Source organism: Candidatus Dormiibacterota bacterium (genome assembly GCA_035635555.1).
GTDB lineage: Bacteria > Acidobacteriota > Polarisedimenticolia > Gp22-AA2 > Gp22-AA2 > Gp22-AA3.
The window spans coordinates 96,020-110,759 of the sequence record DASQAT010000035.1; the positions used below are offsets into that span (position 1 = coordinate 96,020).

General features: G+C 69.2%; 12 protein-coding genes and 1 tRNA gene. 7 read left to right on the forward strand and 6 right to left on the reverse strand.

The features are described from left to right. Positions 1-166: 166 nt before the first annotated feature. Positions 167-766, reverse strand: a complete 600-nt coding sequence (locus VEW47_09075; GenBank protein HYS05331.1) for an MEDS domain-containing protein — start codon at positions 764-766, stop codon at positions 167-169. A gap of 150 nt (positions 767-916) precedes the next feature. On the opposite strand from VEW47_09075, the gene VEW47_09080 reads away from it, so the two are divergent. The 3 genes from VEW47_09080 to VEW47_09090 all read left to right on the forward strand — a co-directional run bounded on the left by VEW47_09080 (position 917) and on the right by VEW47_09090 (position 4,388). Then, a tRNA-Ser gene (locus VEW47_09080) sits at positions 917-1,006 on the forward strand. Positions 1,007-1,044: 38 nt separating this feature from the next. After that, a complete protein-coding gene (locus VEW47_09085) occupies positions 1,045-2,100 on the forward strand; it encodes a trypsin-like peptidase domain-containing protein (GenBank protein HYS05332.1) in 1,056 nt (351 codons plus the stop codon). After that, positions 2,097-4,388 carry a patatin-like phospholipase family protein gene (locus VEW47_09090; GenBank protein HYS05333.1) on the forward strand — a complete coding sequence of 764 codons (2,292 nt, stop codon included), beginning with the start codon at positions 2,097-2,099 and terminating at the stop codon, positions 4,386-4,388. Before VEW47_09085 ends, VEW47_09090 begins: the two co-directional genes overlap by 4 nt. Before the next feature lie 64 nt (positions 4,389-4,452). Here VEW47_09090 and VEW47_09095 read toward each other — a convergent pair whose 3' ends face one another. Next, entirely contained in the window at positions 4,453-5,316 is an 864-nt protein-coding gene (locus tag VEW47_09095; GenBank protein HYS05334.1) for a pirin family protein, read from the reverse strand. A gap of 259 nt (positions 5,317-5,575) precedes the next feature. Here VEW47_09095 and VEW47_09100 point away from each other — a divergent pair, with 259 nt between their 5' ends. The 4 genes from VEW47_09100 (at position 5,576) to VEW47_09115 (ending at position 10,074) form a co-directional block, all read left to right on the forward strand. Further along, positions 5,576-8,086 carry a VCBS repeat-containing protein gene (locus tag VEW47_09100; GenBank protein ID HYS05335.1) on the forward strand — a complete coding sequence of 837 codons (2,511 nt, stop codon included), beginning with the start codon at positions 5,576-5,578 and terminating at the stop codon, positions 8,084-8,086. A gap of 103 nt (positions 8,087-8,189) precedes the next feature. Beyond that, entirely contained in the window at positions 8,190-8,402 is a 213-nt protein-coding gene (locus tag VEW47_09105; GenBank protein HYS05336.1) for a rhodanese-like domain-containing protein, read from the forward strand. A gap of 119 nt (positions 8,403-8,521) precedes the next feature. Next, the gene (locus VEW47_09110) at positions 8,522-9,271 is read left to right on the forward strand and encodes a pirin family protein (GenBank protein ID HYS05337.1); all 750 of its coding nucleotides are present in this window, start codon (positions 8,522-8,524) and stop codon (positions 9,269-9,271) included. Beyond that, on the forward strand, positions 9,268-10,074 hold the full coding sequence (locus tag VEW47_09115; GenBank protein ID HYS05338.1) for a VTT domain-containing protein: 807 nt from the start codon (positions 9,268-9,270) through the stop codon (positions 10,072-10,074). The genes VEW47_09110 and VEW47_09115 overlap by 4 nt, the downstream gene beginning before the upstream one ends. Before the next feature lie 155 nt (positions 10,075-10,229). On the opposite strand, the gene VEW47_09120 is transcribed toward VEW47_09115, so the two are convergent. The 4 genes from VEW47_09120 to cysT are packed head-to-tail and all read right to left on the reverse strand — an operon-like array spanning position 10,230 to position 14,738. After that, the gene (locus tag VEW47_09120) at positions 10,230-10,919 is read right to left on the reverse strand and encodes a response regulator transcription factor (GenBank protein HYS05339.1); all 690 of its coding nucleotides are present in this window, start codon (positions 10,917-10,919) and stop codon (positions 10,230-10,232) included. Beyond that, positions 10,916-13,018, reverse strand: a complete 2,103-nt coding sequence (locus VEW47_09125; GenBank protein ID HYS05340.1) for an ATP-binding protein — start codon at positions 13,016-13,018, stop codon at positions 10,916-10,918. The genes VEW47_09120 and VEW47_09125 overlap by 4 nt, the downstream gene beginning before the upstream one ends. Before the next feature lie 43 nt (positions 13,019-13,061). Then, positions 13,062-13,889: a sulfate ABC transporter permease subunit CysW gene (gene cysW, locus VEW47_09130; protein HYS05341.1), complete on the reverse strand. Its 828-nt coding sequence runs from the start codon at positions 13,887-13,889 to the stop codon at positions 13,062-13,064. Between the two features lie 9 nt (positions 13,890-13,898). Continuing rightward, positions 13,899-14,738, reverse strand: coding sequence for a sulfate ABC transporter permease subunit CysT (gene cysT, locus VEW47_09135; GenBank protein HYS05342.1), 840 nt, complete (start codon positions 14,736-14,738; stop codon positions 13,899-13,901). Between the last annotated feature and the right edge of the window lie 2 nt (positions 14,739-14,740).

Consider the following 14,740-nt stretch of genomic DNA (forward strand, 5'->3'; position numbering starts at 1 on the left):
GAGTTCAGTGCGGTCATGACGGCTGTCCTCCTTGGGAGTGCGACGCCATTCTGATGCCCCTGGCGGCGGCCCGGATTCAGCCGGATGAGAATAACTTAGCGCAGTCCGGCCCCCCCGGCAAAGGCCAAATCAGCCTGCTCCAGACGTGGCTCGTCCTGAGGAAGGTCTAGCAGGCGGCCGGGAGGAGATCGGAATGGGTCCGGCCGACCACCTGGGAGACGCGGGCGTAGGAGGTCATGTCGGCGTCCCCCAGCTCGTAGCAGCACAGGAGGCAGAACCGGTACAGTCGCGCAAGATCATTCAAGTACGTCTCCAACTGGATGGACGCCGCCGTGTTACGGGAGCGCCACAGGTCGCTCACCATCTCGCCGTAGACGCGCATCCCGCTCCAGCCGCCGGCCTGGGCGGCCTCGATGGCGGGACCGAGCGTCGCCTGGAGGTCGTCGCGCCGGGGCATGCCGTCCCGCATGAACCGGCCCAGCAGCTCCTGCGAATCCCGCACGACCAGTTGCCCCGACTCCTTCAGCTCGCGCGTGTCCAGACCGCGCTCCTTCAGAGAGTGCAGGTAGCGCTCCGTGTGGAAGGCCGCCGCGATCATGATGACTGAGTCACCCCGGCGCAGCCCCGAAGAGGCGAACTCACAGACCGATTCCATAAGAGTCTGCCGATCCTTGTGCAGTTGCGCCATGTGGTGGCCGGCGGGCGCCACGAGTAGCAGATCGGTGAGGTTTCGTGAGGAGATCCTGGCCGTTCTGTCCGCCGACATAGGAACCTCTTATAGGACCTCGGCGGCGGCCGGGCAATGGGGTCATGACCTCAGGAGGCTCAGGAAATTCGCCGGATGTCGCGTTGACTCCGCCCCTCGGGCGGTCTATCATCCGGCCCGATTCCGTCAGCCTGAGCACACGCTTCCCGCGGAGAGGTGTCCGAGTGGCTGAAGGAGCACGCTTGGAAAGCGTGTGTGGGGGAAACCTCACCGTGGGTTCGAATCCCACCCTCTCCGCCATACTCCCCCCGCCCGAGTCCGCGATCCCGGAGGGTTCCATGATGAGGTCACGCACCGCCGTTCTCCTCTCCATCATCTTGATATGCGCCGGAGCGCCGCCTGCCCGCGCCGCGACGCAGGCGCTGTCCGAGGTCTTCAGGCGGGTGGACCCGGCGGTCGTGGAGATCCACACGCAGGAGACCGGCCTGCCGACGGTGCCACAGGGGCAGCCGGTCAGCATCGCCGGCCTCGGCTCCGGCGTGCTGATCTCCCCGGACGGCAAGGTGCTGACCGCGGCGCACGTGGTGCAGACCGCCGACGCGATCGAGGTGCAGTTCCTGACCGGCGAGTCGCTCAAGGCCAGGGTCCTGTCGTCCGAGCCGTCGGCCGACGTCGCTCTCCTGCAGCTCGAAAAGCCTCCCAAGTCGCCGTTCGTGGCCAGGCTCGGCGACTCGGACGCGGTCGAGGTCGGCGAGTCGGTGTTCGTGGTGGGCGCCCCCCTGGGCGTCAGCCATACCCTGACGGTCGGGTATATCAGCGCGCGCCGCAAGCCGAACGCGACGTTCAGCGGCATGTCACGGGCGGAGTTCTTCCAGACCGACGCGGCGATCAACCAGGGGAACTCCGGCGGGCCGATGTTCAACATGCAGGGGGAGGTCATCGGCATCGTCTCCTACATCCTGTCCCACTCGGGCGGCTCGGAAGGGCTCGGGTTCGCGGTCACCTCCAAGGTGGCGCGCCAGCTCTTGGAGCAGAAATCGTTCTGGAGCGGTGTCTCGGGCTACATGCTCTCGGGCGACCTGGCGCAGGTGTTCAACATTCCGCCTCCGGGAATCGGCCTCTTGGTGCAGCGCGTGGCCGCCGGCTCCCCCGCCGATCGCCTCGGCCTGAAGGCGGGATCGATCAAGGCCACGATCGGCGAGGAGGACCTGATCGTCGGGGGGGACATCATCCTGGCCATTCTCGGGATTCCCCTGTCGGGGCCGAACAGCCTGACGATCGTCCGGCAGAAGATCACCAGCCTGAACCCGGGCGACCCGGTCACGGTGATGGTGCTGCGCGGCGGCGTGCCGGTCACGCTGACCACGACGGCGCCGCCCGCGGCCGCGCCTTGAGCGCGCCCCCCGCCCGGGGGCGCGCCCGGCTCGCCGCCGTCCTCGCGGCCGGCCTGTTCGGGCCGGCGCACTTCGCCGTCGCCGGCGGTCCGCCGGCGGATCAGACGCAGGGGCCCCCGTCCCCTGCTGCGACTCCCCCGTCGCGCCCGAAGATAGGCCTCGCACTCTCCGGCGGCGGCGCGCGCGGCATCGCGCACATCGGCGTCCTCGAGGTCCTCGAGGAGCAGCGGATCCCGGTCGACGTCATCGCCGGCACGAGCATGGGGTCGATCATCGGCGGGCTGTACGCCGCGGGCATCAGGCCGAGCGACATCGAAGCGGAGATGCTGCGCCTCGACTGGAACGATCTGTTCAACGACAAGCCGCCGCGGCGCGACCTGTATTACCGCCGGAAGGAGGACGTGACCGCGGACCTCATCGACCTGGAGGTCGGGCTGAAGGGCGGGAAGCTCGTCCTGCCGCGCGGACTGGTCTCCGGCCAGAAGATCAGCTTCGTCCTGGAGGCGATGGCGCTGCCCGCCGCCGCCATCCATGACTTCGACCGTCTGCCGATCCCGTTCCGGGCGGTCGCGACCGACATCGACCGGGGCCAGATGGTGGTCCTCGATCACGGCGACCTGGCGCAGGCGCTGCGGGCCAGCATGAGCATTCCCGGCGTCGTGGCGCCGATCGAGATCGAGGGCCGGCTCCTGGTGGACGGGGGCCTGGTGCGCAACCTTCCGGTGGACGTGGCGCGCGCCATGGGGGCCGACGTCGTCATCGCCGTGGACGTGAGCACGCCGCTCCGCGAGGCGGGCTCGATCCGCTCCCTGCCGGAGGTCACGGGCCAGGTGACCGGGATGCTGACCCGTCAGAACGTCGAGGAGCAGCTGCCGCACGCCGACATCAAGATCACGCCCGCGCTCGGGTCGCTGACTTCGAACGATTATGCCGAGGCCGGGCGGATCCTGGATCTGGGGGAGGCGGCGGCACGCGCGCACCTCGGCGAGCTGTCCCGCTACGCCCTCTCTCCGGAGGAGTTCGCCGCCCGTCTAGAGCGTCTGCACGCCCCGACGGGGGGGCCGCCCCGCATCGACGCCGTCCGCGTCGAGGGGGTGACGCGTGTCGATCACCGCATCATCGAGCGGCGCGTCCGCACGCGCCCCGGCGGCCCGCTCGATCTCGACGTCCTGAAGGCCGACCTGGCGCGCCTGTACGAGCTTGGGGACTTCGAGACGATCGATTATGCGCTCGTCGGATCCGGCGACCGGACCGATCTCGTCCTCAGGGCGAGCGAGAAGTCGTGGGGGCCGGACTACCTCCGCTTCGGCGTCAACCTGCGCAACGACCTCGAGGGGAACACCGATTTCACGGTGGTGTCGCGCCTGACCGCCACCCGCCTCGATGCGCTGGGGGCCGAGTGGCGAAGCGACCTTCAATTCGGCGAGCTGCGCCGCCTGTCGAGCGAGTTCTACCAGCCGCTCGATTTCGGTGGCGTCTGGTTCGTCTCGCCCAGCATCGACTACGCCAGCAATGTCACCGATGTCTTCGACGGAGACGAGAAGTTCGCGGAGTACCGGACGGGCATCCTGTCGGGGGCCCTGGCCTTCGGCGCGCAGCTCGGAAAGTACGGCGAGGCCAAGGTCGGTCTCGCGCGCGGCCGGGCGCGCGCCCGTCCGAGCATCGGCGCATCGGATCTGCCCCGCTTCAACATCCCGATCGCGGCCTACGCCGGACGCCTGGTGATCGATCGCCTCGACAATCCATCCTTCCCCCACCAGGGCCGCTTCGGGGGGCTCGACATCTACCTGGCGCGCAGGAGCCTCGGCTCGGACGTTTCCTACGATCGCGTGTCCGGATCGATCGGGCAGGTCCTCAGCCGCAGGCGCAACACTGTCTTCATGACGCTGGCGGGGGGCACCAACCTCGGCAGCGACATCCCCTTCTACGATCAGTTCCCCCTGGGAGGGCTGTTCTCACTCTCCGGCTTCAAGGAGGGCCAGCTGAACGGTCAGGTCTTCGGCGTGGCGCGCCTCGGCTATTACAGGCGCAACCGGAAGCTCTCCGGCATGATCGGCCGCGGCATCTACGCCGGCGGGTGGCTCGAGGCCGGGAACGCCTGGGCCTCGAGCCGGGAGGCCTCCTTCTCCGACCTGCACTACACCTCGACGCTCGTCCTGGGGATGGACAGCTTCTTCGGTCCTCTGTACCTGGCGTACGGCCACGCCGACGGCGGGCGTGACGCCTTCTATCTGTCGATGGGCCGCTCGATCGGCGGGCCGAGGCAGTACGGGTTCAGCCACTACTGAGCCGAGGGCGGCGCCCTGCGCCCCTTCGTCACCCTGCTGATGGTCCCCGTCCTCACGGGCCCCGTCACTCCTTCACGAACGTGCCGCGCCTCAGGTCCTCCAGCGCCTGCTCGATCTCGGCTCGCGTGTTCATGACGAACGGGCCGTAGCGGGCGATCGGCTCGTTGAGCGGCTTGCCGGAGACGAGCAGGAAGCGCGCCGGCTCGGTGCCGGTCGTGACGCGAACTTCGTCGCCGTCGTCCAGGACCACGAGACGCGGCTCGTGGACCGTGATCGTCTCGTCGCCTGGGCCGGGGAAGGTCGCGGTCCCCTGGAACACGTAGGCAAACGCCGTGTGCCCCGGCTCGATCCGCTCGCGGTAGGTGCTCTTGGGCGGGACGAGGACATCGAGATAGGTCGGATCGGCGGCGATGTCGGTCACGGCTCCGCGCGTGTCGCCCGCCATGCCGGCGACCACCCTGACCCGTGCGCCGTCCCGTGTCTCGATCTCGGGGATGCGGTCCGACCGCACGTCCTGGTAGCGCGGTCTCGTCATCTTGACCCTGGCCGGAAGGTTGACCCAGAGCTGGAAGCCGGCGATCCCCTCCGGGCGGACCTGTGGCATCTCCTCGTGCATGATGCCGCGCCCGGAAGTCATCCACTGGATGTCCCCGGCGCCGATGCTGCCGGCGTTCCCGAGGGTGTCCTTGTGGCGCACCGCCCCCGACAGCATGTACGTGACGGTTTCGATCCCTCTGTGCGGATGCAGCGGAAACCCCGCTTCATAGTCCCTCGTGTCGTGCGACCCGAAGTCATCGAAGAGCAGGAACGGGTCGAGGTAGTTGACCTCTCTCGTCGCGATGCTCCGCTTCAGCCGCACTCCCGCCCCTTCGAGCACCTGCTGCGGTTCGATGATCGACCGCACGCGTCTCGTCCCGGTCGCTTTCATTTTCGTCTCCTCCTCGGCCCCGCCGCGAAATCGTGTCGGAATGGGACGCTAATGACGGTGCGCGCCGCCTTCAGGATTCACGCACCCGGCGCGGAAAATTCCCCGTCCGTCGAACTCGCGCGTCCCTGCGATATGCCCCGCCGCATGCTGCCGATATCTGCTTGACAATCCACAGTTTTAAGGTATCTACAACATTCGCATCGTGAAAATTGCCCTGCTCCACCGACTCTCGACTCGATTGGGGTCAAGGCGCCGCTCGATGGAACACTGGGGGCATCCGAGGGCCCGTCCGGGGTCGAACGCAGCGCTGTCGCTGCTCCTTTTCATCCTGGCCGCCTCCCCTGCCTCCGCCCAGTCGTCCCTGAAATCGCGCCGGGACATCGGAACCGGCAACCATCCGGTCGGGGCAATTGCCATCGATTTCGACGGTGACGGGCTGCTCGACATCGTCAGCGTCGACCAGCTGGACGACTCGCTCGGTCTGGTGAAGGGGTTCGGCGACGGCACCTTCCGCCGCGTGAAGAGCCTGGCGGTCGGCTCGCTTCCGTCGGCCGTGGCGTTCACGGACACCAACGGCGACGGTCTTCCGGATCTGATCACCGCGAACCTGCGCACCCAGGAGGTCACCGTCAACCTGAACGACGGTCACGGCGGCTACGGTGCGAAGATCAGCAGCCAGGTCCTCGGGACCACCATGTCCGGCATGGCCGTCGGCGACTGGAACGGCGACGGCAAGATCGACGTCGCCGTGATCGCCGCCTCCCTGAATACGCTGGTCACGATGACCGGTGACGGGGCGGGACACTTCGGCACCCCTGTTCAGTATACCGTCGGGACTTACCCGAAGCAGGTGATCACGGCCGACTTCAACAAGGACGGCAAGGCCGATCTGGCTGTGGTCAACAGCACCTCCGCATCGATCCAGATCTGGGGCGGCGACGGGACCGGACAGTTCACGCTCACGACCACGCTCGCCACCGGCACCGGCACACAGCCCCAGGGGCTGTCCGCCGGCGATCCGGACAATGACGGCGACGCGGACCTCGTCGTCTGCGACTACGGCACCGACAAGGTCGCGGTGTACCTCAACAACGGCAGCGGCGGCTTCGGGAGCCCGACGCTGCTGTCGCCCGGCTTCGGGCCGCGGGCGACGGTCCTCGCGGACGTCAACAAGGATGGCAAGCCGGATCTCTTCGTGACCCTCTCCAAGGTGAGCGGCGTCGGTCAGGCGGCGACCCTGCTCGGCAACGGCGCGGGCGGGTTCGGGGCGCCGTCCCTCGTCAACACCGGTCCGGTCCCGAACACCGCGACACTTGGCGATTTCAACCAGGACGACAATCTCGACCTGGTCACGGTCAACCTGACCGGGAACACGCTGTCGATCCTGCTGAACACCGGCTCGGGAGCGTTCATCCTCGGGAGCAAGGTGGCTCTGGCGAGCGGCGCCTACCCGCAGGGGGTCGTCGCCGCCGATCTGAACAGGGACGGCAGGCCCGACCTGGCTTCCGCCAACCAGGCGCCGGGCAACGTCAGCATCGTGTACGGCGACGGGGCGGGGGGCTTCTCGGCGCCTGGATCTCCGGTCGGCACAGGCACGACTCCGTCGGCCATCGTGGCCGCCGACTACAATCACGACGGCAACGTCGACCTGGTCACGGCCAACAACGGCACCGACAACATGACTTACCTCCAGGGAAACGGCACTTCATTCGCCAATTACAACTTCTCGACCGGCTGCACGGGCCCGGTCTCGATCGCGACGGGCGACATCTCCGGTGATCTTCTATCCGACCTCGCCGTGGTCTGCGAGGGAACGAGCCAGTTGTGCACGAGGCGCGGAACCGGAGCGAGCGGCAACGGCGCCTTCGGCGCGTCGGTCTGCACGACCCTGGGCGGGATCCCGACCGACCTGACCCTCGGAAATTTCAACGGAGACGCCTTCGCCGACGCGGCCATCAGCTTCAGCGCCCTGGGCTCGGTTTCGGTCGCCCTGTCGAACGGCGCGGGAGGCGTGAGCGGCACCCCCGTCTCCGTCCCCGTCGGCCTGCAGCCCTCCGGGATGGCCAGCGGCGACGTCACCGGTGACGGTATTGCGGACATCGTGGTCACCAACAGCGGCTCCAACTCGATCACCGTCCTGCCGGGCGGTGCCGGCGGAGCGCCCATCGAAAGCCCGGCCGGGCTCTCCCCCACCGCGCTGGTCCTGGCGGATTTCAACATGGACGGCAAGGTCGACGCCGCGGTCGCCAATACCGACGACAACAACGTGTCGCTCCTCCTGGGAGACGGCACGGGCCGCTTCGTGAGCGCCGGCTACTTCGGGACGCGGGATCTGCCGGTGGCGCTGGGGGCCGGCGACTTCAACGGCGACGGCAAGCCGGACCTGGCGGTCGCCGACAGCTTCTCCGACTCGCTGACCATCCTCCTGAACCAGTCGATGGCGGGCGACCCGCTGCAGTGGGTGTCGATGTTCGGGGGGGAGCGAAACGTGTTCCGCTGGGGAATGGTCCCGGGCGCCGTCTACGATGTGATCCGCGGCAGCGTCAAGTCGATCGTCGCTCAATCGAACCCTATCGATCTCGGCCCGGTCATCTGCGTCGCGAACGACATCACCGAGACCGACACGACCAGTTACCCCGACAGCGTCAATCCGGCGTTCGGTCAGGCGTTCTTCTATCTCGTCCGGTCGGTCGTCGGCGGTGTTCCCGGGATCTACACGGTGGCGAGCAACGGCAAGGTCGGCGTCCCCTCCTCCGGCGACTGCAACTGAACCCGCTCTTCTCCCCGACACCCCTCCCTGCCTTTTCCCGTATCATGAATCCCAAGGTCGTGCAGCGGCATCGAAAAGTTGCGCGGCAAGGGAGGCATCTTCCATGGACTTCGAAGTGACGCGTGACGAGCTGAAGAACAAGATGGATCGCAAGGAGCGATTCTTTCTGGTCGAGTCCCAGTCGCCCATGATGTTCGAGGACGCGCACCTTCCCGGCGCGGTCAACATCCCGCCCGACCGGGTGGCGGCCCTGGCCCCCGCGGTCCTTCCCGAGAAGGACGCCGAGATCATCGTCTACTGCTCGGGACCCACCTGACACTCGTCTCTGAACGTCGCCCGGGAGCTGGCGGCGCTGGGGTACACGAACGTGAGACATTACGGCGGCGGAAAGCAGGAGTGGGCCGAGGCCGGGCTGTCGTTCGAGGGGAGGTCGGCTTGATCGCGATCCGGGCGCACGACCAGCGGGGCGGCACGAAGTTCGACTGGTTGGACAGCAGTCACACCTTCTCGTTCGGCGATTACGGCGACGCCGATCACATGGGGTTCCGGACGCTGCGCGTGATCAACGACGACTATGTCGAGCCGGGACGGGGTTTCTCGCCCCACTCCCATCGCGACATGGAGATCATCTCCCTGGTCCTGGACGGGGCGCTCGAGCACAAGGACAGCACCGGGACGTCGTCGGTCATCCGGCCCGGCGACGTGCAGCGGATGAGCGCCGGGACCGGCATCACGCACAGCGAGTGGAACCACTCGAAGACCGAGGAGGTCCACTTCCTGCAGATCTGGATCATTCCGGACACGCGCGGCCTGTCGCCGGGGTACGAGCAGAAGAGCATCCCGGAGGAGAGCCGGCGCGGCCGCCTTGTCCTCCTGGCGTCGCGCGACGGGCGGGACGGCTCGGTCAGCCTGCACCAGGACGTGGCGCTCTTCGGGACCCGGCTCGCCCCGGGGCAGACCGCCGTCCACGCGCTCGGGCCGGGGCGCCAGGCGTGGGTGCATCTGGCGCGCGGAGCGGGCATGCTCAATGGCCGGCCGCTGGTCGCCGGGGACGGTGCCGCCGTGAGCGACGAGACCAGACTGACGATCGCGGGCGCGGAGCCGCCGAAATCCGGGGCCATCGGGAGGCACGCCGAGGCCGCCGCGTACCCTTACGCCGACGTCCTGGTGTTTGATCTGGCTTGAGCGAGACCCTCGATTTCATCCTGCGCCACGGCTACTCGGTCCTGTTCGCGTGGATGGCGGCGGAGCAGCTCGGCCTGCCCATCCCGGCAATCCCTCTGCTTCTCGCCGCCGGTGCCCTGGCCGGATCGCAGCGCCTGAGCCTCTCCCTCATCCTCCTGGTGTCGGTCGTGGCCTCGCTTCTGGCTGACACGCTGTGGTACGAGCTCGGCCGGCGGCGCGGCGTGCCGGTTCTCAATTTCCTGTGTCGCATCTCTCTCGAGCCGGATTCGTGCGTGCGCAAGACCGAGCAGATGTTCGGGCGCTACGGAGTCCGATCGCTCGTCGTGGCGAAGTTCATCCCGGGCCTGAGCACGGCGGCGCCCCCGCTCGCCGGGATCTTCGGCATGCGCCTCCCCCGGTTCCTGCTGTTCGCCGGCGTGGGAGCCCTTCTGTATGCCGGGACCTTCGCCGGAATCGGCTATCTGTTCAGCGCGCAGCTCGAGAGGATGGCCGGGATGGCGCTCCGCCTCGGAGAGTGGGCGATCCTCCTCATCGGCGGTGCGCTCGCCGCGTACGTCCTGACGAAATTCTGGCAGAGGCGGCGCTTCCTGCGCGTCCTGCGGGTCGCCCGGATCACGCCCGAGGAACTGAAGGAGCGGCTCGACCGCGGCGAGGAGATCGTCATCGTCGACCTTCGCCACGCCCTCGACGTCGACTCCGAGCCGCACCACATCCCCGGCGCGCTCCACCTGTCGCCCGATGATCTCGACGCGCGGCACATGGAAATCCCGCGCGACCGCGACATCGTCCTCTACTGCACCTGACCGAACGAGGCGACGAGCGCCCGGGCGGCGCTCCTCCTGCACCGGCACGGCATCAAGCGCGTCCGGCCGCTCCTGGGCGGCCTGGACGCCTGGCGCGCGAGACACTACCCGCTGCAGCCGCGCGTGCGGCCGGCGGCGACGGCGGGCGAATCGGCTCAGGCCTTCTCGGGTGACGGATAGAGGGCGTACCCCAGCCCGCTGACGGTGACGAGGTAGCGCGGCGCGGACGGATCGTCCTCGATCTTCCGGCGCAGGCGGTGGACCAGCTGCTTCAGCAGCTGGCGGTCCCCCATCCCGCGGTAGCCCCAGACGTGCGACGTCAGTCTCTCGAGCGGCAGCGTGTGGCCGCCGTTGGCCAGAAGGAACTGCAGGAGGCGCGCCTCGAGGTTGGTCAGCCGCAGCGGCGCACCGCCGCGCACCCGCACAGACTGGGTCTCGAGGTCGAGGACGAGATCGCCGGACGAAAGCGGCGCGGGCTTGTCGACTCCCGCGCGGCGCAGCAGGGCCCGCACCCGCGCCAGCAGCGTGCGCGGGCTGAACGGCTTGGCCAGGTAATCGTCGGCGCCGAGGTCGAGCCCCTGCACCTGGTCCTCCTCGGCCGAGCGGACCGTGAGCATCATGACCGGGGTCGTGGCCGAGGCGGCGCGGATCCGTTTCAGGACTTCGAAGCCGTTCAGGCGCGGCATGTTCACGTCGAGCACCACCAGGTCGGGGCGCTCGCTTTCGAAAGCGGCGGCACCCGACGGACCGTCCTGCGCCTCGAGGACCATGTAGCCGGCCTGGCGCAGAGCGAAGGCGATGAGCCGCAGAAGCTCCAGGTCGTCGTCGACCACGAGGACCTTCATCGACCCCCTCCCGCCGGCAGGATAACGCACATGCGCGTTCCCGCGGCGCCGCCGCGGTCCCCCGCCTCCACCCGTCCGCCGTGTCTCTCGACGATCGATTTCACGATGAACAGGCCCAGACCCATGCCGCTCTCCCGCGGCTCCTCGCCGGCGGCCCGCATGAAGCGCTCGAACAGGCGGTCGCCCGCCTCGGGCGGCAGGCCCGGCCCCTCGTCCTCGACCCACAGCACGATCTCCCGGCCGCGCGTCTCTCCCCCGATGCCGATCGCCGAGCCCGCGGGCGCGAACTTGTTGGCGTTCGCGAGCAGGTTGACGAACACCTGCACGAGCCGGGGCGCGTCGCCGCTCACCGCGGGCAGCGGGTACGGCAGGTCGACGTTCAGCGTCTGCTCCCGCAGGGCGAGGAGGGGGGAGGCGAGATCGACCGCCTCGTCGACCACCTCCTCCAGAGCCACCGGCTGGCGACGGATCGAGTCGTGCCCGGCGTCGATCCGGACGCTCTCCAGCAGATTGTCGATGAGCTGCGTCAGACGCAGGGTGCCGCGCTCGAGGGACAGGACGAGATCACGAGCCTCGTCCGTCGTCAGGTCCGCCAGACGGTCGCGCAGGAGCTCGATGGAGGCGAGCTGCGCGGACAGCGGTGTCCTGAACTCGTGCGTGATGTTGGCCAGCACGGTGTCGCGCAGGCGGCGCGTCGCCTCGACCTCGGTCTCGTCGCGCATCACCTGGAACTGCCGGGCGGAGTCGAAGGGGGCCCGCGCACCCGTCCGGTCGCCGTTGCCGTCGTCCCCCGCGGGGGCGCTGGTGATCACGACGCTCCTGCGCTCTCCCGAGGCGAGCAGCAGGTCCTCGGTGGCCCGGGCGCTGCCGCGGAAGCGCGCATGCACGATCGGGCAGCGCTCCTCGCAGGGGCGCACCCCCTCCGGACCCTGCGGGTTCAGGATGTCGCCGCAGAAGCGGCCGATCGCCGCCTCCGGCCGCACGCCCAGAAACGCCGCGGCCTGCGGGTTCAGGTAGCGGATGCGTCTCTCGCGGTCGACCGAGAAGACCGACTCCACGATGCCTGTGAGGATCGCCTCCGCCTCAGCCTGCCTCTGGCGCAGCTCGGCAGTCAGGTGCAGGAGGTGGCCGCGCATCTCCTCCATGGTCGAGGCCAGAGCACCTATCTCCGCCCCGGGAAGGCGCGGGACCGGCGTCGACAGATCCCCCAGGCCGATACGCGCCGTGACCTCCTGGAGGGCCTCGAGCGGCCGCACCAGGCGCCGGGCGAACAGGACGCTGGACAGGGCGGCCAGGCCGCCCACGACCAGGGCGATCAGGAAGAGAGAGCGCAGGAAGCGCCGTTGCGAGGGGAGCACACCGGCCGACGGGAGACTCGTCTCGATCAGGCCCGCGACCTGGCCGCCCGGCGCGCGCAGCGGCTGCACCGACAGGTACAGACCGGCCTCATCGAGGCGCTCGGCGATCGGCTCCTCGCTGTCGAGGACGCGGGATCGGATCGAGGCCTGCGGCGCATCCTGGAGCGCGTCGCCGCGGTCCAGGATGGCGACCGGAAGACCGGCCTGACGCGTGATGACCTGGGCGAACTCCCGGTCGAGGACGAGCGCCACCGCCACGCCGGTCTGCGGCGCCGACGACACGGCGGACCAGGCGCCCAGGACGAGCGGCGTCCCGGGCCGGGGGCTGGCGAAGAATCGATAACCCGGGTCGTGCGGCGCGCGGGCGATCTCGTCCCAGGGAATCGCGCCGCCGTCGCGCGCCAGCAGGCCGCCGTCGACGAACACGGCGCACCCCGACAAACGGCCGGTCCGCCGGACCCGGCCCAGCAGGTCCTGCAGGCCCGGCACGTCGCGCCCCTCGATCAACCGCGAGAGCGCCGGCCGCTCGGCCAGCAGGCGGGCCGAGGTGCTCAGATCCCCGCCGGCGCGCTCGACGGCCCGGAGGGCGGTGGAGCCGGCGAGACCGACCCGGGCCAGCGTCTGCTCGTCGGCCAGCCGCCGCAGGAGACCGGCCGCGGCCAGGACCACGCAGACGACGGCTGCGGTCACCAGGCCAACGTTGACCAGGGTCAGGAGGGACCCGAGACTCAGGCGGCGCATCGGTTCAGCGGCTCGTCCGCATGCTCCATGATAGCAGCGCCGCTCACGCCCCCCCCGAGCCCGCGCGCCATTCGATGATCCCCTTGACCACAAGGGTCAGGACCGCCAGGAGGGTCAGGAGCGAGGCGACCGCGAACGCGGCCGCGAACTGGTACTCGTTGTAGAGGATCTCGACGTGCAGCGGAATGGTGTTGGTGACCCCCCGGATGTGCCCCGAGACCACGGACACGGCCCCGAACTCACCCGTCGCCCGGGCCGCGCACAGGACGACACCGTACAGAAGACCCCACTTGATCTTGGGCAGGCTGATCCGGAAGAACGTCTGCCAGCCGCCGGCGCCGAGCGTCAGTGCCGCGGCCTCCTCGTCGTTCCCCTGTGATCGCATCAGGGGGATCAGCTCGCGGGCGACCAGCGGGAAGGTCACGAACAGGGTGGCGAGCACGATCCCCGGCAGTGCGAAGATGACCTTGACGCCGCGCGCCAGGAGCCAGGGCCCCGCCAGGCCCTGGGCCCCGAACAGCAGGACGAAGACCATCCCCGAGATGACCGGCGACACGCTGAACGGCAGGTCGATGAGGGTGGTGAGGAGGTTCTTTCCCCGGAACTCGAACTTGGCGATCGCCCAGGCCGCCGCAACGCCGAAGACGGCGTTGAGCGGCACGACCAGGACGGTGACGAGCAGGGTCAGCCGGATCGCCGCCAGCGCCACCGGCTCCCTGATGGCGGCGACGTAGACGCCGAGACCCTTCTGCAGCGCCTCCGTGAACACCACCACGAGAGGCAGGAAGAGGAAGAGCACGAGGAAGGCGAGCGCCGTCCCGGTGAGGACCCAGCGCACGGCGCGCGGCTCGCTGAGATGGCGCGGGCGCACGGTGAATCCTCAGGCGGAGGACGACGCCGCCCGCTGCCTGAGCGACATCACGTTGACGAGGAAGAGCAGGATGAACGAGGCCAGGAGGAACACCAGGGCGATCGCCGTGGCCCCGGCGTAGTCGAACTGCTCCAGCTTGATCATGATCAGGAGCGGCGTGATCTCGGAGCGCATCGGCATGTTGCCCGCGATGAAGATGACCGACCCGTACTCCCCGAGCGCGCGGGCGAAGGCCAGGGTGGAGCCGGTGAGGGTGGCCGGCACGATCTCCGGCAGGATGACCCGCCCGAACGTCTGCAGGCGGCTGGCGCCCAGGCTGGCCGCGGCCCCCTCGACCTGGATGTCGAGGTCGCGCAGGACCGGCTGCACGGTGCGCACGACGAACGGCAGGCCGACGAACGTCAGGGCCACCACGATGCCCAGCGGCGTGTAGGCGACCTTGATCCCGCGCGGCTCAAGATACTGGCCGACCCAGCCGTTCCCCGCGTAGAAGGTGGTGAGGACGATCCCCGCCACCGCGGTCGGCAGGGCGAACGGCAGATCGACCAGCCCGTCGACGAGTCTCTTCCCGGGGAAATCGTACCGCTCGAGGACCCAGGCGACGAGCAGGCCGAACACGGCGTTGACGAGCGCCGCGGCGAACGAGGCGCCGAAACTGAGGCGATAGGCGGCCAGGGTCCGCGGCGCAGTCACCGTCTCCCAGAACTGTCCCCAGGTCAGCGTGGCGGTCCTGAGCGGGATCGTCGCCAGGGGGATCAGGATGACCAGGCCGAGGTACGCGAGGGTGAAGCCCATCGCCAGCCCGAATCCGGGCAGGACCACGCCGCGCCGCGCTCGACCTTCCGCCATCG

Bases quoted from the DNA above. Each gene is read 5' to 3' on its own strand.
- VEW47_09075 (HYS05331.1), bottom strand. From the start codon at position 766: ATGTCGGCGGACAGAACGGCCAGGATCTCCTCACGAAACCTCACCGAT.
- VEW47_09085 (HYS05332.1), top strand. From the start codon at position 1,045: ATGATGAGGTCACGCACCGCCGTTCTCCTCTCCATCATCTTGATATGC.
- VEW47_09095 (HYS05334.1), bottom strand. From the start codon at position 5,316: ATGAAAGCGACCGGGACGAGACGCGTGCGGTCGATCATCGAACCGCAG.
- VEW47_09100 (HYS05335.1), top strand. From the start codon at position 5,576: ATGGAACACTGGGGGCATCCGAGGGCCCGTCCGGGGTCGAACGCAGCG.
- VEW47_09105 (HYS05336.1), top strand. From the start codon at position 8,190: ATGGACTTCGAAGTGACGCGTGACGAGCTGAAGAACAAGATGGATCGC.
- VEW47_09120 (HYS05339.1), bottom strand. From the start codon at position 10,919: ATGAAGGTCCTCGTGGTCGACGACGACCTGGAGCTTCTGCGGCTCATC.
- VEW47_09125 (HYS05340.1), bottom strand. From the start codon at position 13,018: ATGCGCCGCCTGAGTCTCGGGTCCCTCCTGACCCTGGTCAACGTTGGC.
- cysT (HYS05342.1), bottom strand. From the start codon at position 14,738: ATGGCGGAAGGTCGAGCGCGGCGCGGCGTGGTCCTGCCCGGATTCGGG.